The organism is Paenibacillus sp. FSL R10-2736, from assembly GCF_038000245.1.
Taxonomy (GTDB): domain Bacteria; phylum Bacillota; class Bacilli; order Paenibacillales; family Paenibacillaceae; genus Paenibacillus_AQ; species Paenibacillus_AQ phytohabitans.
In genome coordinates this window covers 1,335,641-1,355,787 of sequence record NZ_JBBOBN010000002.1, presented here as the reverse complement: position 1 = coordinate 1,355,787, position 20,147 = coordinate 1,335,641, and the positions used below count along the sequence as shown (strand labels likewise).

General features: G+C 36.1%; 9 protein-coding genes. All 9 read right to left on the bottom strand.

What is annotated here, in order from left to right; translation table 11 throughout:
• Window positions 1-60 precede the first annotated feature (60 nt).
• Window positions 61-351, bottom strand: a complete 291-nt coding sequence (locus NSQ73_RS34000) for a hypothetical protein (RefSeq protein WP_340990585.1) — start codon at window positions 349-351, stop codon at window positions 61-63.
• A gap of 815 nt (window positions 352-1,166) precedes the next feature.
• Complete coding sequence (locus NSQ73_RS33995; protein WP_340990584.1) at window positions 1,167-3,344, bottom strand: hypothetical protein; 2,178 nt, start codon at window positions 3,342-3,344, stop codon at window positions 1,167-1,169.
• A 2-nt stretch (window positions 3,345-3,346) separates the two neighbouring features.
• Complete coding sequence (locus tag NSQ73_RS33990; protein ID WP_340990582.1) at window positions 3,347-5,485, bottom strand: sensor histidine kinase; 2,139 nt, start codon at window positions 5,483-5,485, stop codon at window positions 3,347-3,349.
• Window positions 5,486-5,887: 402 nt separating this feature from the next.
• On the bottom strand, window positions 5,888-11,218 hold the full coding sequence (locus NSQ73_RS33985; protein WP_340990581.1) for an FtsK/SpoIIIE domain-containing protein: 5,331 nt from the start codon (window positions 11,216-11,218) through the stop codon (window positions 5,888-5,890).
• A 2-nt stretch (window positions 11,219-11,220) separates the two neighbouring features.
• The gene (locus NSQ73_RS33980) at window positions 11,221-12,750 is read right to left on the bottom strand and encodes a hypothetical protein (RefSeq protein ID WP_340990580.1); all 1,530 of its coding nucleotides are present in this window, start codon (window positions 12,748-12,750) and stop codon (window positions 11,221-11,223) included.
• Window positions 12,743-14,581, bottom strand: a complete 1,839-nt coding sequence (locus NSQ73_RS33975) for a hypothetical protein (RefSeq protein ID WP_340990578.1) — start codon at window positions 14,579-14,581, stop codon at window positions 12,743-12,745. The genes NSQ73_RS33980 and NSQ73_RS33975 overlap by 8 nt, the downstream gene beginning before the upstream one ends.
• A gap of 188 nt (window positions 14,582-14,769) precedes the next feature.
• On the bottom strand, window positions 14,770-15,648 hold the full coding sequence (locus tag NSQ73_RS33970) for a hypothetical protein (protein ID WP_340990576.1): 879 nt from the start codon (window positions 15,646-15,648) through the stop codon (window positions 14,770-14,772).
• Window positions 15,649-15,652: 4 nt separating this feature from the next.
• Window positions 15,653-19,129: a hypothetical protein gene (locus tag NSQ73_RS33965; RefSeq protein WP_340990574.1), complete on the bottom strand. Its 3,477-nt coding sequence runs from the start codon at window positions 19,127-19,129 to the stop codon at window positions 15,653-15,655.
• Between the two features lie 10 nt (window positions 19,130-19,139).
• Window positions 19,140-20,018 (bottom strand): DUF4007 family protein, encoded by an 879-nt coding sequence (locus NSQ73_RS33960; protein WP_340990572.1) that lies wholly within the window; start codon window positions 20,016-20,018, stop codon window positions 19,140-19,142.
• Between the last annotated feature and the right edge of the window lie 129 nt (window positions 20,019-20,147).

The following is a 20,147-nucleotide window of genomic DNA, read 5'->3' as shown; positions in this document are numbered from 1 at the left end:
AAAAAAGACTGTCGCATGGACAGCCTCAACATAAAGTTAACGTATACCTTGGATTCCGTCTTAACCTGAAAGGACAGAAGGAGAAGCAAATGCATCAGCAAGCTGCATTCCATCTTTGAGTCCTTGTAGGTATAGACGTTCATATAGAACAGATTGCTTTATAGACAGCTTATCCTCCCAATTCTCAAACTCTGGCTTACGTGCAATATCTATGGAGGTAAACAACACTTGAAAAGCTTTACGTTCTTCTTCAAAAGCTTGTCTAGGCTCGGATTGATGTTCAATTCGCGCGCTCACTTCGACCAAACGACCTTGAATCGTTTCTATAAACCATGATGGAAAGCTCACCATATCTCCTCCATGACAGAATTTTAAACGAAACGCATGTGAATATCCGTTCTTTCCTTGATGCATTTAATTAATAAGTTCATCCACTCTTCGGCTCTAAGAATAAAGCGGCACAATGGTGCTTAACGAAATTCCCTGATCCAGCGACCTCTGCCCGAGTTTATTCAGCTTTCGATTCTCCTCATCATCATATTTGTACATTAGTTGTTGAGTTACACTCCCTCCTTTCTGGAAAGGTATTTCTGTAGACGATGCATAGAAATTTCAGTGCGTATTAATCCAATTGTATGTGAGGTAAGTATTATTTTAATGCGAATATCGAATTAAAATAAAAAATTGTGAGAAGCGACTGAAGCAAAAGGATTTTCTCGCTAGGTTGCAAACCTTCGGCATAGAAATCAGCCCGAGGTGGTTGCTATTGCGAAAGCGCTGGAGGTTTTCTGTTGGGGAGTTGTTGGGGGAGGGTGAGTGCCTAAAATTAAAAAAAATCTTAGTTATTCCCCACTTTAGTAAAACAGCCGGAAAAACTTTAAATTTGTCTTTACTTTATAAAATCAATATCCACTTAAACAATATCCATTTTTAATTGCATGCTAAACCATGATGTCGTGCGTAAGTAGTAACAAATTTTTGCGTATAAAAACAAATAAAAACTAACTGTGCATAAAATTATCATCATAGAATTTCACTCCAAACTCCATAAGCGAGTTGGTTAAAACCCTTGATTATCAAAGTTTTAACCAACTTATACTGTTATACTATTCTATTTTTTTATTATTTGTAACAACCCAACAATACAAATACACCTTGACCTTAACTCAACCAGCTGCTTGTGATGATAACGGTTTTATTCTTACCTTTAACGTATTGCCACAAATCTCTATTTTGGGATTAAAAATATTATTAGTAATATCTATGTACCCATTAATTTCTATGCCTCTCTGATTGGGGACTTCAAGTATGAATTCTTCTTTTTTCAACATCACTCTTAGTGTGTTGTTACTTAAAAGCTTCACTTTAAAACAATCATTACTGAATTCGGCATCGTTTAATTTAAGACTGTTAAAAGAAATAGTGTTTATTATCACTTCTTTATTATCTTTTATTTCAAAATTAATTCCTTTCTCTTTAAATTTAACTTCGTAGCTTGGCATTAATGGTAACAAACTTGTCTTGTTTGATTCGAAAGTTCTAAACATTTCTGGATGCACAAATTCCTGATCAAAAAACTCTTCTACATCTTGATCCATATGATAGTGATTTTGCTCTAAATGCTCTCGCAACTTCCATGTATTTATATAAACTGAATTGTTTCCTTTACAATAAAAGCAAGGTATTTCCGACTTTTCCTTATTAACAGTCACTTTCATTTCTAGCAAAATCTCATCGGATGGATCTAGCATTAAAGGAACCCTTGTCTTAATATCAACATAGTGTTTCAAGACTGAGAAAGCTTCGTTATATTGCAACCTTGACTTTCTATTTATCTTAAAGGATGTTTTGTGTCCATCTTTAGTTAAAGTATAGGCTACCCCCATGGCGCTGTAATAATTATTTCCATCTTGCAAACATCCAAATTCATCTTTAAATTGTACTATTAGTTGCTGCATATAAGTAAAGAAGGAGTTGCTCCATGAAAATTTCTTTTCTAATTCACCTTGACTATCGAGTTCTGCTGCTCCCAACTTGTTTAGACTGACCAAATCAAGTATTGCTAGAGGTATGGAATAATTTTTGCGAACATCGAATGTTATATCTTCATTACCCAATCGAAATGAAACACAACTTTTACCAGACGGTTTTGGTACAGACAATATTAAAGTGGATAGGTAATCGTTTCTACCATAAACATCTGTTTGTAATTCTCTTATAACAAGATCGCAAGATTGATTTAGCAATATAGCATAAGTTGTAATGTCCCCAAGTGAAATTTCAAAAATATCACCAAAATCAATAGGGGCGAATCGGTCATTAACCGATTTATCCAATAATTGCAATTTCCTCAAATCCCTTAAATGATCATCGGTCTCATAATCCCATATTTCACAAGACCATCCTTGTATTTTTTTTAATTTATCATGTATTTCTTCTATTTGTTCAACTTTTTCGTTGACTAAATTCTTGATCATTGAAAGAGAGAAGTCGACTAAATAAAGAGTTTCAGATGCTCCCTCAGATTCAAGTTTGTCTGTCATTAAAGCTTTCATTGTCTTTGTATTCGAGAGAAGTAACTTTCTCATCGCAATATCAACAGAGCCATGCAAGAGTTTTTGAACAGAAGTTATTGCATCTACCATCAGTTTACCAGAATGTAATTCTAATAATACTTTAGTTATTTCGCTACTGAACTCCAAAAAATCTGTCGCTTTCGACTTATTAATATAATTAAGAATCCCCTTAATTTGAGGGAATTTGTCTGTTGCACACTTTCTAAATAAATCTTGCTTGCTTGCAGGATCCTTCATATCAAATGAATTATCCATATATTCAAATGATTCATGGGAACTTAAAAATACTATGTAGTAGAGTTTATCTTGCTTTAATCTTAAGTCATCCAAAACATCAAGAGCTGTGAATTGACGACCATAATCGTAATCCATTATTATTAGATCATATTCGTTTGACCCTTCAAACCCTGATGGTGAGGCAATAGGTGTAAAATCCAAATGACTAAAATAGTTTTTAATTCCGTCAATTATATACTGCACTGGCGGTTTAAAATAATTAGGTCTGTAATCCTCTAATATTCTTATTACTTTTTGTTGTTTTTCCTCTTCATTCTCAAAACTTGTTAATTCCCCAAATATCCATTGATCTTCTAACTCAGATTTAGAGATTACGTTTGATAATAAATCCCTAAAGCTGTTTTCATGAATAAATTGAGCAATTAAATCCCTTGCAATCTGTATTTTTTTTTCAGAATCTAATACGACTTCATCATCAATAAACAAAATACGGTTAATCTCTAACTTTTCTAATAATTCTTCAGAATCCATTTTTATCCCTCCAGTATATTACCAAAATCAATTTTAAATTTAAAATATTTATTTTTTTGATTAAGTTCCTTCGTAAGTTCTAAAGAGATTAAATGGAAGGAACAGATTTCTTTTGCAATAAACAATCCTAGTCCCTTCCCTCCCTCCCTCCTTGTAAAGAAAGGCTCAAAGATTGAATCTCCATCATTTATCGAAATTCCCGGTCCGTTATCAGATACAAATACCTCTCCGTTTTCAGTTATTAATATATCTACCATTCCCTCGTCAGTTCCATCTGATGTGCCCCTATCACTCAACCAAAATATCGAGTTAAGAATTAAGTTATCTAAAAGTTGAATAACTAAACCTTTATTAACTTTCGCAGTTAATGATAAAACCTCTGATATTACGTTTATCTTTATAGGAATCTTCGCTTCATCTGCTACTGATTGCATTGTCTTACTTATATCTTTTATCTGAGGAATTAAATTTATAGTTGATTTTGCCCTCCTAAGAGTAGCCGCTTGTTCATCAATCTGTGAAACAATTGCCCTTAAGGACCTTAAATTAAATTCAAGAGTTTCTAATTGCACTGCATATTCACGAGGTATACTAATTCTCATCTCATTTAATATTGCAACAATTTTATTTATGAAATTATGAATTTCATGTGCAATTTGCATTGAGGTCATACCAACCGATGCCGTTTCAATGATTGCTCTCTCTCTTTTTCGAAGAAGAGCTATCCCTTTTTCTATACTTTTTGAATCTTTAATAATTAATTTCAAATCAGAATCATCAATTTCCCCTTTTCGAGATATTTCTAACACTCTTTTCTCAATATTATTAGCTGATTGCTTTGCTATATCAGTGATTTGACGAGCTGTTTCTTTGGGTTCATTTTGTGACAATACCGACAAAAGTGTTAGGAATATCTGTTTTATCATAAAATGAAAATTATAATATGAAGCGTTATTAACTAAACCCTCTCTATTTGTTTGATCTGCCAAATAGGGTGATTTATTAGAGTTAATCGCAATATATCCAGTTGTTTGCTCTCCTATGATACTTGTTTTTCCTCTTCTATATTTTTCTTTGTTTAATTCTAACCAATCGTCTCCTGGTTCTCCATAAGGAAAAATCCGAAAGCCATCACGAAAGACCATTGGACCACCAGTGTAAAAATTCAATATTTGCTTCAAGTATTGTGTTTCGTATCCATTAATTTCCTTCAAACGTCTTCGATTAAATACATAAAAATGAAAACTAAATGCCCCGACATATCCTTCCTCTTCTGGGTCAAAAATATCAGCACTCGAATTAAGAATAATAGCATCCTTCCCCGAATCAACTATCATGCCATTTCTTCGGATAACATAACCGTAGTTGATGCTTCCATGAATGCGAACGGTTTTACCATCTACTTCCTTCAATTTCCCTGGAGTATAATTACCTTCTATTTCATGATGCGCCTGCGTCAATAAATTATAATCTGCTTCTGAAGGTTTCCACGATTTCATTGTTCCATGTCGATCAATAAGTGTCACTCTAATCTCAAATTTCCTTGGCAACCCAATAAACGGATTAATATATTTACTTGCAGTGCTTCGTATATACTCGTCTATCTTTACATCAGTCCAATCTTCACTAACAAAATCTTTCAAATTTGTTATTGTAATTTTGGTGTATGATGTTATGTCCTTACCTTTGGGAGTCGAATAGAGTGGATTTTCAATTTCATCGAGAAATAACGAGCTTTTATAACCATACTTATTCCAATCCACGTCTAGATTCCATATGCAATTTGAATCCTTTGTGGTTGTTTCTAAATGTAATCCCCCCCCTAACTTCATGGTCGAGAACCTTCCGAGACCCTTTTCACCCAGAGGAATCTCGCTCTCTTCAGTGATCTCTTCCTTGTTTACCAATCTATTTGACGTGCCTACAACAAGCCAGTGGTTATCTATCGTAAAGTCATCCATACCGTATCCATTATCAAGTATCGTCATAACTTTTTTACTCTGATCAATTTTCAGTTGAACTATTGTCGCTTTAGCATCATATGAATTTTTAATCAATTCAAGTAATGCAACTTTACTACTACTTATTAACCTTTCACCTAAATGCGAAATTATCCGTGCCATAGGTCTAAATTGAGCCATTATGTCATCCTCCCTTCAAAAGACAATAATAAGTTTTATTCTTTACTAACCATATCCCTCCTTTTTGGGTTTATGTATTGTCAGACTAAGTGCGAAATTCTATCCAGACAGGCGTCGTGAGTGAGCTTTCACCTAAGGTATTTAATATGTTTTGGTTAATTAAACGATGGAATTAGTAAGTTCTTGTTAGATTATGTAGGCAAATTCATGCCCCTTCCGAAAGCCCCTCTAATTAGACCATTACTGTTCCGTTTTAACCTCGTTGCTATAAAGATTATTGGTACGTCAAAAATGACCTCCGTGCAGCTAAACAAGCAGTTTTTTACACTTGATGTTAGTCACCTTATCTTACTGCACAGAGTCTCAAAGAGCCTTTTGTTCTTCAAGTTGTCTCGATTCTTATTACAATTCGTTAGTTACTTCTTTAATATTTTCAGAGGTGATGAAAGGAACTTGTGCAAATATCAATCCTGTTTCCCCTTGTAACCTTGCTAATAAATGCCCTTTTCCAAGCAATTTCTCCGCACCTTTTTCCCCGAGGGAAATTTCCGAAGTTCCTACACTCTCGACTCTCAGAATCAACCGATTCCCCAAGTTATCCCTCAATTGAACGGGTAAAACATTAGCGTCTGGGCGTTGAGCAGCAAAAATTAAGTGTATCCCTGCAGCGCGCGCTTTCACCCCTAAACGTTGAACAATGGAGGAAACCGCATTCTTATATTCATCAACAAGCATCCATTCAGCAAATTCGTCGTGAATCAAGAATATCAGTGGCAACCTTTGATTATGCGAGACCTTAGCATTATAATCTTTAAGGTTATTTACTTTAATCTCCTTAAATTTCTGGTATCTATCATTCATTTCATCCACAAGCTCTTCAAGTATCTGTGTAGCTTTATTCTGATCGTCGATAATTCCTTCAACAAGATGTGGAAGTTCTGCAAGATGCATATAATCAACGCCGTATTTAGGATCAATTAAGTAAATATGTGCTAGATCTTTACTATTTGTTACGCAAATATCAAGAATTAAATTTTGTAACAAAACCGATTTACCACTTCCAGTTGCCCCCGCAATGAGTGTGTGTGGAGCATGCTGAGCTCCACCTTCAAACTCTCCCCCTAAATTTAAGTAAAGTAGCTCCCCATCAATTTCCTTAACCCCAATAACAAAACTCATATTCAACCCTGATGTATTGGTTTGAACCTTTCTTACCTTCCAAACATCTGCTAACGATATGCTTTGCCTTCGAGGACGAGCTAAAGACACAACAATCTCTCCTGGGTAAGCCATAATGTTTATTACATTAAGAGCATGTGTAGTAAGAAGGATCGATCTCCGTTTTTCTATGTCGTCAACCTTTAATTGATCCGAGCCCTTCAATCTTATAACAACAGCATTAGGTGTAAGTCGATGTCCATTTACTTTCGCCTGCAAGTTATAGCTAATTAAAGCCATTCTAAGTTTATTCACTGTCTCACTAACCCAGGATTGATCCTCACTGGTTTCTTCCGTGCTTTGAGCATTCTGTAATATCCATTCTTGCAACCCAGCATTCGCCCAAGGAACTTCACCGCCCATTTCTACAATGGGTCGCTTTACGTCTGGCTCTAAAGATACTGTTTTTTCTTTCTTGCTTACGGAATAGCTTTCTCCTGTATCTCCTGCAGCTTCATCTGTCTCAAAGTTAATCTGCATTTGTTTGTCATCTGAAGTTTCAAAGACTTTTTTTTCTCCAGTGACAGCCTTATTATTACTAGCAGCAACAAAATTGATTCTAGGAGCTGGTAATTTAGGATCAAATAATTCCCAAGGCTTACTTTCGTCAAGCTGCTCCCTGACTTTAATGATCGAGGTCCCGCGATGATAAGCCAATACTAATTCTCTTACAAGATCTCTAGTAAAAACTTCTTGATAGGAGTTTTTAGCATTTACAATGGGGTTTCTTTCACTATCTAAAACTGTATCAGGTACGGTAGATACAAATACATGAGAATAACCCTTGATTTCGATAGGAATTTCCCCTGCTCGAATAACCTCACGCAACTCTTCAACAGTAAAGGTAGAATTCGGAGCTAATTCAATACCGTCATTTAGCAGATCACTTAATCTGGAAAGCCATAAGTCACGGTCAAGTCGCCCCGGATTGCCAAATAGTGCGTTATCCATTCTGTTGACGGTATCGCGCAACTGCTTTGAAGAGTTTTTCCTTGCTTCGGAGACACCCTTGGCATCGACATACTTTGCTTCAGAAATAAATACTTGAAGAATTGGCTTATCATTAACCATTTTAGGTACAAGCGCCAAAATATCTGCAATTTGCTCTTCTTTTTGTCCAAGCCAACTTGCATAATCATCAAGAAAAAACCAACCTACAGCCTGTTCTGTTCCTATTTCGGGGTGAAGGAGCGTCTTACTTAATACGACACCAATTAATTCACCTGCAAATACACCTCGTTTTGCAGCACGTAGTACGATGTCGCCTGATATTGCATTGGCATCCTCAATAAATCGCTCCGTGAGCTGCACTAATTCCTCTTCATTTAACCCTAGGCCTAAAGCATTTAATCTTCTTTTCACAAGTACATTTAATAGGTTCAATTTAGATTTTGAAGATACAACAATGTTTGAGCCATGGGATTTATTGTGCTGGTACTTTATAACCTTCACCCCAAGATTCCTAAGCTGTCTTCGTTCTAATAATTGATCATAATTGACTACCCATTCGCCGAGTTTGTGAGCTTCATCGAAGATTTCCTTCACCTTATCATTCTGGAACGAAATTTGCCTTGCCGGTAAAAAGAATGTCCCTGGGCTAACATCCTTTCCCTTAACAACTGAATATATTGATGATAAGTAAGACCATCCAATTGAAGGTTGACTTGGACATGCCAAGTACACCGTAGATTTAAGTTCATCTTTCGCCGTAGATCTTCTTTTTGCCCACCGCGGAGGATAGTGATTAAGTAACTCCGGCATCTGTCTCACTTTAACTTCATCCCATTCAAGATTTGCTTGCCGCGAGATAACATCTTGCAAAAATACGATATCAGCTAACTTCCCCTCTTTTGAGTCTAACATAGTAGCCTCATGTGCCATTACTTCTACACGGAGACGTGCCATAAAATCACGAGTCACCTCGCTCGCAACAAAGGAGTCGGCGTCACTATCCGTACTCTCTATCATTTTCATATACAACTCGTTTAATTTATTTGTATCACGATGCCTCAATATCACCTGACAGCGAACTTCATCTTCAACCTCATGCATTGCGGCTAGGGAATTTACAATTGTCTCCGGAAGCCTAGTGGAATCAGAGTTGTACAAGACTAAACTTAAATTCGTCCTTTCATGTGGTTGAAGATCCAAGTAACGTTCAACTAGGTTAAGAAGTTTGTTACTTGCTTCTTTTGGGTCTTCATTCGTCTGCATTTCTTCTTCAGTCCGTACTGGGCTTTCCATTAAGGTGTAATCATTCTTAGTATCTGTAATTGAAAGAAGCACCGGTTCATACCCCTTATATCCTAATGCAACTTCAGGATAATATGGGCTCAATATTTCTTCTTTGAGATCCGTAAAGAACAAACGCTGATCACCAAAGTCGACTTGGTCCGATATTAATACATGATTTAACAAACCAATGACTTGCCTTGCCTTAACCGCCTTTGCCGCCATTCGCATTGGGTGCCATGGGGCTACAATTGTCATTGGTTTATTTTTATCTCCATCCACTCTTATATTCCCTATATCCATAACCGGCTGCATAACATGAATTCGATTCATATCGCCCAAAGCATGCTCTTGTATGGAGCGTAAAAACTTATCGTACATCTCACTTTGTTCAATCATTGAATCAGAACTGATACCATCAATTAGCCAATCATTTATAGACTGTTTATACTTTACTGAAAATTGATTCCATGATTCTTTAAGCGCTTCATAATTGCTGTTTGTGAGTCTTGTTTCCTCGAACAACTTCTTCAGGTTATTTAGAATTGTTTTTTGCAAATCAGTTGTTTTTGCATATACACCAACCAGCGAACCCCTATCCTGTCCGAACACTGCTTGAATTGTACCTACATCACTTAAAGATAACCCCTGTAGCTTGCCTTTTTTGCTAACTGGATTTAGGGATACACTAGAATAAGAGAAGGGATGATCAGCAAGTCTCTTTAAATCCTCGTGAAGCTCGAGGCCAATCTCTTGAGGGTTTCCTTGCCATACCAATTTCACTTCATTTTTTTGTTTCGATCCCTGTAAGTCAAGGTAGCTAAGCTCTATGTAGAATACGATTTGAATAGCGGATTTTGCTGTTGAGGTATTTCTTTTATAGCCTTTCTTCTGTTTGGCCTCTAATAATAATTCATCGTACTTAAACAAATAATACGTTTCCCAATTCACTTGCCAGTTAGTCAACTTTTCAAGCCCTCTGTAAGCATTGCAGAATGCCATACTTACATCTGCATTTAGATCCAGCCAAGACTTTTTACTAACGGTCTTCTGAGTACGAATTTTTAAAATCTTCTCCCCAATAAAGTTATCGCATTGAGCAAAGAGGCGCTCAATTCCCTCTAATAAACCAACTAAAAAATCTGTACATTCAATCGCCTTTCCATAAACAAATCGATCCCATTCCGCCTTTAGTACTTTTTCTGTGTCTAAGTTATGACGGTGCTTATCGTAAAAATCTTTATCTTCCTCTGTAGCTTCCTTCGCTTTTTTCTTTTTAAAAAGCTCGTTTAGATTATCTAGATAAAGAATTTCAGCATCCGTTAATGTATCTGGAAACTCATCATCGTACAATTGCCGAGTTTTTTCTGCCAAATTCACTTTCATTGGCTTCAATTCGAAAAATAGTAGGTTGACTTTATCCATCTCCCACTCTAGCTCTGACAGGTTTTCCGCGGCGACGGACCAGCTCACATTCGATTCAATGAACAATTCCATAATTGGCTGAACAGACGGATCAATTTGACTTTTCACCTTTTCGTAAGATGCCTGGATCTCACTGTTCTCAATGACTTGACGATTCGGATGTTGCTTGTATAGATAACAAGCTCTTTTGTTATATGCATCTGTAAAAAGTTTCTTCCATCTATTAGCATGACCTAAAGCACTCTCTGGGATTGCGTCAAAATAATAAGAATCACGTGGAATGCGAAGTGCAGGTAGCGCCCAGCCAATCGCCCTAACAACAGGAATACCATTCTCCGCAATTGTTTCACGTACTTTTACGGTAAATTCACTAAATTCCTCAAGACTGCACTCATTTGCCTCTTGCAAACCTTTCAACGCTTGCTGCCATTGCCTTTTTTGCTCATCAGTTAGAGGGAGATCGCGACTCGCTACTTGCACCCATATATCAGGGTGACTTTTTAAATCTCCTGCCCCAACCCTTGTTATATCTCTTAATGATTGCCCTTGATCATCGTTCGTATTCGCTAATAAGATAGCGGGCTTATCACATGAAGCATTTCTCCAAAATGTTGTCTTCTCGTCAGTAACCATTTCAGATGGCAAATCGACCGCTTCAACTAATTTTCGCGGGACCTTTATGGCCATAGTCGAAACTAATAGCATATCTTGGCTTATTGTTTTGCATATATAAGTGACCTGATCTCCGGTAAGGCGATCCAATAAGAAACGCGCAATTCCCTCTTCAGATTGGCTATTTTGTAATTCCCGCCGAAGAAATTCGGTCGCTACCTTTCCAATCAACTCTAGTTGGTTCATGGTTATTCCTCCTGAATCCCAAAGGGATTTTCTACATATGCGCATGCATCAGATAGTCTGCGTAGTAACCCCATACTTGCCAATCGTTGCTCAAGTCGTCTTGCATTGTCTGAGAAAGCTTCTAAATCTGCTCTCCCAGCCTCTGTCAATTTAAAAGCCTGCTTATCGCCAATGATAAAACCATATTTTTCGTACAATTTATCTAAGAAGTCTTGGAATTCCATTCTCTTTGGAACAACACAAAGCACCAAAGATTTTAAAAACATATCTTGGGGAGCATAACGTAATCTTCGCGCGCCTCTTCTCGACGTGAGTCCTATTTCTTTTCCCCAGACACCGTGAAATTTATCGACGTGTTGCTTATGTCTATTAATTGCCGCTGATATAAACTTGTTAATCAAATCCTCTGGCGAATTGGCAGAATCAATCTCATTTTCCTGAGGCCATTCATATCTAGTTTGAAGAACTTTTATTGCTTCCGAAAGATCTGTTACCTTCTCCCATTCTTCAGTTTGTTCAACGTGCCTAATATAAGTTTCGACCGCTCTTCGCGACATATTATTATGTTCTGTGAATGAATCAGAAGACAGCTCCCTAACAATTGTTTTCTTAGGTGATATAATTTCTAACACAAATGTTAATTTCGTTTCATCTTCCAAAACATCCTTAGCCCTATTCAAACTGTAGATAATCATATGTAGTCCCATTATATTAACCAGGTGAGGAAGTGCGTCATATTTCGGAATATTACCATCCAATAAACTTAACCAATCTCTTGCGAGCTCTTGGTATTCAGGCAGTTCCAAATACGGCAAGTAACCCCCTGGTCTAGCGGTAGAGGAATTCATAGAATCTTTAGGTTCTAATGAAGCAACTAATCGGTTAAACTTATTCCTCTTGTTCAAAACACTTTCTTGTAAATTTCCAAGTAGTTCAGGTCCCTTCCCACTCCTAGCCAACATTAAATACAAAATCTCACCTGTCCTACCAAAAAATCTTCGGTCATTTGTGGGAGATTTATTTTCTTTTATATTTAGATCTTCATACAAACAATTAGGACCATATGGGAATATAAACTGAGAACTCCACCGCTTATTATTTTCCCCTTCAATCGTCGTTTCTCTCAAGAATTGAACTACTGAAACGAAGTGTTCAAACTTAGGAAATCGCTTTTCCAAGTATGCAAAATCAGCATTATCGATTCCTGATTGGCCCTTATTAATTGCTTCTTGCCACTTTGACCATGCTTCTTTGTCATCATTACTATAAGTACGTGCAATTACTGGAAGTTGAGGATTATTGAAAAGAATGTTACGCAAATATAGTCTTGATTTAGGTACGTATACTAAGTTGTTTGGTATCTCTTCAAAAAATGCCCTTCCTGCATCAAGTTCAGCTTGAAGAACGTTTAAAAACTCCATAAAGCAAAGCCACGGTGTTTGTTCATTATATAATCGGTGGCCCCAAATCGCCTCATCAACCCACATATCCGATGGGATTTTAGTTGGGCGCGGAAGTCTTTCATTATTCATCGTAGTTAACCTCCACGATTCTATCGTCAATCAGACCATCTGGATTTAGTCGAATAATTCTAAAGGATAGATCACTGTCATTATCCGATTCTTCTTCATCTATTGTACGGCGTTCCTCTAGTCTTTTTAGAAGCTTGCTTTTAAAACCTAGGATATCTTCATAACATTCTCTGGAAAAGCTCCCCGGTAGTGCACCCTCAGCAACTCGAGAAAGAAACTCATAGCGAACCAAATGAAGTGGTAGTTCAACTGCAGCAACTGAAGATGATAATTTCACTTCTATTACGAGCTTACCATTTGCATTCATTCGAATCTGCATGCTTTCTCCGCGTTTTTTCGGTACGGAAATATACTCTTCAAAAATCCTACTCACTTTTGCTTGAGAATGACTTCCAGACGTAGCTAAAATCAATTCATCATTATTTTTTGCTAGTAGACCTGTAAAAATTCTATTTAACCCCTGGGAAATCCTCGATATTATTTGTGTAGAAACTTTACCTTCACTAGCTACTCTGTAAACATGAGACAAAAACTCCCCAGCGTATTGGAAGGTTGTAAGATGCCAAAGCTTGAGTGTATTTTCTTTTTCTCTAGGAATTACAAAAAATAATCTTTGCCTTTGGGATCGAAGTGATTCTAGAAAGGTCTCACTACTATCCACTACTCCTTCTAAATATTCCTTTTGCTTTGCACGGTAACTCTGATCCGCACCGTAGTATTTATCGCTTAGCACAAGCTCCTCGTAATAAGGACGCAGCTCAGGATCATCTTCACCAAAAATCAAAATATTATCAATCGTATTGCTTGTCTCGTAACCTATCCCGAATTTCCCTAATGCAGTAAATACATCAGTAGATTCGCGGCGTCTTTCAGTGAGATTCTCACCGAATATGTTTCGATAAATACTTGCAAGTGATGATTTATTATCTCCAACTATTTTCATTGCATCAGAACACGTCATGAGACGATCCTTAGCCTCTGGATGACCTAGAAGCATATTTGAAGTTAAGAGAAGTAATTGTCTTATAGGAAGGTGTACACCATTTAACTCACACAATTCTAGAAGATCAGTTACACGTGATAGTATTAACTGTTTATCCATCTCACCTTCGAGTCTTTTCCGATTTTCCAATATAGGACATAGCGGTCCTGTCTGATTATTTCCCCTCAAAGAACAATTATTACAATTATTCCATCCTGAATGGTTTAGTACGACATCCACAATCTGCACAAAGAGTTTCGCTGCGCTTATTTGGCTTAAATTATATAATTTTAGGTTAAAACCGTTTTTTTCTTGGATCTCAGCAACTAACAAGTCCTCTACACACTGTTTAACTAATTCTGTTTGAGGATCTTTATCCAAATTCTTCCACGCTTCAATCAATTGTCCATCGTTTGCTGCCATTAAGAATACATTGCTATCGTTCGGATTAAGTACTGAGTGAACAAACTGATTTAAAAAATCTCTTTCCTTATCCTGTAACTCACTCAGATCTTTTATAACATATAATATTTTAGAATTAGGAAGAGATAACTGTTTCACTTTATCATCATTCTGCCATACTTTTAACGAACCATTTAATGCTAGCCAGACTTCTCTGCAGTTATATGTTTTTCCATCTCCTGCAGTTCCTGTTAATATCACTGACTTCGGATTAGGCGACTTATAATTTTGAATAAGTTCATCTAAATAAACGGATTCTACAATAATCGGATCAATATTCTTCCGCTTAATAATCCTGTGAATCGCTTCATCATACATATTATCGTTACGAGGAATTGGTCCGTATTGACGAAGAAAACCGATCCATTCCGATTGACTAATAGTCATTATGTACTACCACCTTATTTAGTTACATAGTCTTATACTTCTTTTCGACAAAATTACATTGTTTCCCTCCTTAACCACAACATAATTATCCAATTTATTTATGAAAAAGGACTAAATATAACATTTTTTCTATATTTAAAGCAAAAAATAGAAAAAGACCTCCCTTTAACAGGAGGCCTCTATAAACATTATGAAAACGAACAAACACATGGAATATCCGCATCTGCTTTAAACAAAAACTTCTCAAACCCCTCTCTTTCCATGACTTCGCGAAATTCTTTCATGGTATAGGAACTACCATCTTTTTTAAGAATCGATACATCCTTCTTAAAGTCTGCTCTAAAACGTTCCTCCATCTCTTCTTGCTCCCGATATCTTTCCGGCCAAATCGAATATAAAAGGGCATAGTGTTGGAAGCCGCCCCGTACACATCTACCAGCACAATTCGCATGAGAAAAACCTTTAATACCATATTTCAGAGCCAACTTAGCATTTACGTTATTTTCTTTCTCCGCTAATTGTTCTGCAATATTGTACATTCGGGGCAACTCAATTCCCCATTCATCCCGAATGATTCCTTTGGCATCAAGATCCTCTCTGAATAAGTCAATTAGCGGAAAGCGAGTTTCAACAGGCTCTATGGGACGATGCTCGTAAAACTCTTTTAAATTAACTGCACGCTGTTTCTCATGTGGACCGATTCCAAAATAGAGTATTGGTTCTAAGTTCTTTTGATTCCTTAACTCGTCATCCAAAAAGAGAATGGTTTGTCTTACTTTAAGCTCTTCAGAACACTTAGCTAACCGCGAATTGCCAAGAAATCGCTCGTCATAGAAAACTTCCTCTGGGGTTCTTCCATCGAGTCTTTCTGTTATTTCTAACTCCACATATCTGGACACTTCTTCCATAAAACGGTAGTTGTCTTCATCTTCCCATAAGGTGTTAGTGAAAAACAAAATACAATTTTCTTTGCCATATGTTTTTACCATATGATTAGCAACATATGCACTCCCAGCTCCGCCACTAAACATAGCTACATGTACAACCTTTTTTTCTTGGATGTCCATATTATCACTCCGATTTTACTACATAATTTTCAAACAGTTGATAGATAAGATATTCGAGTTCTTGACGTGGTACATTTTTCCCAGCACTATTCACAATTCTTTCTAAATTCGAATAGATCGTTGTAGATTTAACAGATAAATCAACCTTATTTATTAGTTTTCTACTATTGTTAAGTTGAAAAGAGACCACATTTAAATTATTTTGTTTTATCTCGCTATCTGTTAATATCAATTCTTTTAAATCATGTTTAAGCTGTGTAAAAAATAAATCATGCGTGGTATCAGACCAATCCTCCACTTTAACCCCAACATACTCTTCTGGAAATCGTTCTATCCATGTTTCTTCGTTCTCACAGGAAAGAGCAGCGTCGATTCTTTCTGGCAGCTTATTAATCGAGTAAGATCCTTCAGCTTTCTGGGTCTCAATCCATTTTTTCAAGTCATTAAAGCTACTGACACCCACAACTTGCAATGTCTTACTAGCCAGCTCTTTTTTTAGCAATGTAGTGAAATTCTCCGCATATTTTTTAATTGCTAATAACTGCTCTTTGTTGTGGTAGTATTGGCTCATTAGCTGTGCAACTGATTGTTGAGGATCTACCTCAGACCTTTTAATAAGATCCCTGAAACTTCTAAATTCTTCGTCCACATTTACTGAAGTTTGCGCTATCCTAGGAAGTGACCTTAGCCATTTCAGTAGAGTACCACAAATGAATATGAGTCTAGACTGGTTATTTAATCGCGTTTCTATAAAATCAACAAAGTATCTCTCAATTGTGTTAAAGAATTCAATATAATTATCATTTATGTGTTCATAAGCGTACTGGTAGTTATTCGCGCCTATCTCCATTATAATTTCAAACAACTTAGCACCATTAATACCAGGAACAAACATATCATTCCGATACAACATAAACTCATTCCAACGATCCCTAAGTAATGCTACTAGAAGAATAGGGATCAATGGTTTTCTAATCCCAAAAGGTGGAGCTAAAAATAGCTCGACTATATCTTTAAAATCTCCTGTAGGATTATTCTCTAATCCTTCAATCAATTTTGTTCTAAGTGCAAGAAAGGATTCATTTTTTATGTTTGAATAATCTAAGCTATTGACGTTCTCATCAAGCCTATCATTGTTTTTAAATATAGCAGCAAATAAAGCATAGTCAGGTCCATTTCCTTTAATACCAAAATCCTTATTACGTGGATCTTCAATCATTTTATCGATTATCTGTATTGCTGCATTTCTCTGCACCCCCGAGATCACGTTCCTATTAAATGAGTCATTCAAAATCACCGGAGTACAATTATACAACTCATAGCACTTATCCGACAGTATTTCTGCTAAATCAAACTCAGAAGCAATTGGCACTTTTATTCCACAAATATACCAATCCTTTTCTTCGTTATAAGAAGATATTTCTGACAAATATGAGGATATTCTATATTTAGTTTCATTAAGGAGTATTTCTAGTTCTTCCTTAACGCCTTTATCTTCAGAGAGCAAATCCTTGTTTTTTCTTAATAGATCCAATCCACTATAATTATATACTTCAGGTAAAATCACTGATACCGGTTTAGGATGTAAAAAGAATAACTCCCTGTCCGATCTTTTGCTTAAATCTTGTAAGATTAAATCTAACGAGATATACATTTCTTGGTCATTCGCTAAAACATAGTATATTGTTAAATCGTAACCGTTAGCCCTTTGATTCAACTTGCCCTCTATTATGTCTATTCCGTATACAATTTGTACTGCAGAGAAGCGAGTCATTCCCTTATCATCGTTGTAACGTTCCGGCAGGTAAAATTTGTTTATTAGGTTATTGTGTAATACCTCAACTTCTCTAGCTGGGTCTATTTTTAACAATTGCTTCTCACGGTCTAGTTTTTCTTGCAAATCAACTGAATTACCTGCGAATAATTCCCAATAATCATTCACTCGATTAAATCGAATAACCTTATGCGTGCTTAATATTTGTAAAATTTCTAATAGTTCTTCCTCATTAATTCGCGTAGCAAATTTTAAAAATTCGGTGTTCAATTTCTGTTCACTTTGCACTGCACACAGATTCCAAAGGGTTATAATTTTCACTAAATTCATTGCCGATTTTTTATTTAAGAACCCCTCAGGAAGACGAGCCACTGCTTTTCTATAGAGAAGAATATGTTCAGAAAAATCTTCATTACCGATATCATACGAATCAGGAAAGAAAAAATCGAATAACTGATGTACTAAATAATAGTCATTAGTTTTATTAATATGATTTAATAAACCACCAGTTTCTTGGCTTTCTAGAAAAGTAAACAATGTTCTTTCATTCTGTCCAAATACTCTAGTCAGATTTGGCAACAGAAAGATCGTTACGGGATGAAGAGGAAACATCCCTCTAACCACAAGTTCATCTCGCTCCGTTTGATTAATACTAGGAAAGAGCGGGTATTTCCTCAACATTTCCCGTGTACTATTGAACTCTTTAGTGCTTATAATCGGCTTTTGATTAAGGTTCTCTGTTAATATGATTTCAGCAATCCTTAGAAAAGTTACTTGGTCACTTTTCACTAAATATTGACTAAACCTTTTCTCAATACGCTGAAATTCCTTTGCTGCGTCCTCATTAGAAGAGCTGAAATAGTAACGCAAACTTTTATGAGTAATAAGCAATAAGTGAATCGAACTCGATCTATTGGCTAACTCAGCAAAATCTTGAATATCTTGCATCGCTTCATTAAATCTAGCCGTATTCAAACCTTGTAAAAATCTTGCGAATTCATCGTAAACCACAAATACTCCTAGGTTATTATCTTGAAGAACGGCTGTTAAGTACTCCATATGTGAAAGAAAGCTATAATCGTAGTCAATATCAAAGTTAGCACCAGCACTAAGAAATGGATAGATAGCCGAAAAATATTTAATCTCAACTTCATTTTGCTTTTTTATCTCTTCAATCCAATCGTCAGGATTTCTCCCATCTTTCTTCAATTGAAAACAAAACTTACGATAAGTATCAGGAAATTGCTGTTCCCACACCTCAACAGACTTTATGATTTTAGTGGATAACCCAGGTAATACAACGTCAATTCCTTTTTCTTTAAGTTTTTTTATTATTCCGGATAAAATAGAATGTCTAAATCTTCCTTCATTACCGCTCAATAAAATCGGTAAATAGGGTTTTGATAATTTACTAACAATTTTGATTTTCGAAGCTATTTGATCATCAACTTGTTCAAACTTCCCCACTAATGTTTCGATATCATAAGGGCTAGCCATTTTTGATACTATAGTTCCAATTACATTCGCTAACAGTGATTTACCTGTGCCATATGGACCAACAATAATGTGTGCTCGATTGGCATCAGTAGTAAAACCATTAATTATCCCTTTCATCGCCTCCGCATGGGAAGGTGTGGGAATATAACGTGTTATTAAATCAGCGTTCCCCAAATCGAATTTTATGTTAATACTGGACTTAAAAGCCATATCTAATAGCTCATCCTTTCAGAAGCTCACTCTTAATAAATTCAATTGACGTAATCAACGGTACTCTTATATAGTCCAAATTATTTGTTCTTACGTACTCAATAGGGTACTTTTCGTGGTTAGTAAGAATATTTAGCGCTTCAACGACCTTATTTCGAGACAGATTAAATGTTTTCCCCCATAGGTTATCACCATTCACAATCTCATCGACACTAATAAGCCGATCCTCAGGGATAGAGTCAAAATCAAGAAGGATGTAGTAAAGTGATGCTATTCCAATTGAATTAAGCTCAGGGATTATTTTTTTGATTGTATCAAAACCCTCCCCTGAACGTTCACTTCTCATCAACTTTAGTTTTGAAAATGGGGAAAACATAGTATCCTCGGGATCATTATCATCAGGCGATTTGGTATAAAATTGAACTAAACAGTCTATATCTCGTTTCAAAGAATTTCCTGATATATCCTTCGCCTCATTTTGGCTAACCCATGTTACAAAGGAACTAAGTAAATCAGGTCTGCTAACAGAAGTTTCTCGATAACTATTAAAGTACCAATCAAATACGGTTGATTGATCATTATTATTTTTTACCAAGTGATAGTGAAGAATAGCCAACGAATCATTTTTTTGTAAAAGACGATCACTATTAAATAAAATTTCTCCTAATTCCGTTAGTGCATGTACCCGTTGTCCCTCTACTGTTCGTTCCTCGACAACATCAAAAGCAAACAACCAATATTTTAAAGCTTCAAGCATATTTTTCCCAAGCCCAACTGTCTCAAATGCATATTCATTGAAGAAAAACCTATTATTCTGTTTTACTGCCCTTAACCCTTTACTGAACCACTTATCTCTTATATAAAAGCTTTGATGTCTAGCATATGCCATATATGTAAAACTTCCTTTCTCAGAAAAATCATCCCTGGAGAATAGTCTCCAGGGATGATTATACACTAAGATATAAAATATGGATAGTTTTTTAAAGGAACCTATGTTCTATATTTTGTATTTTTGCAA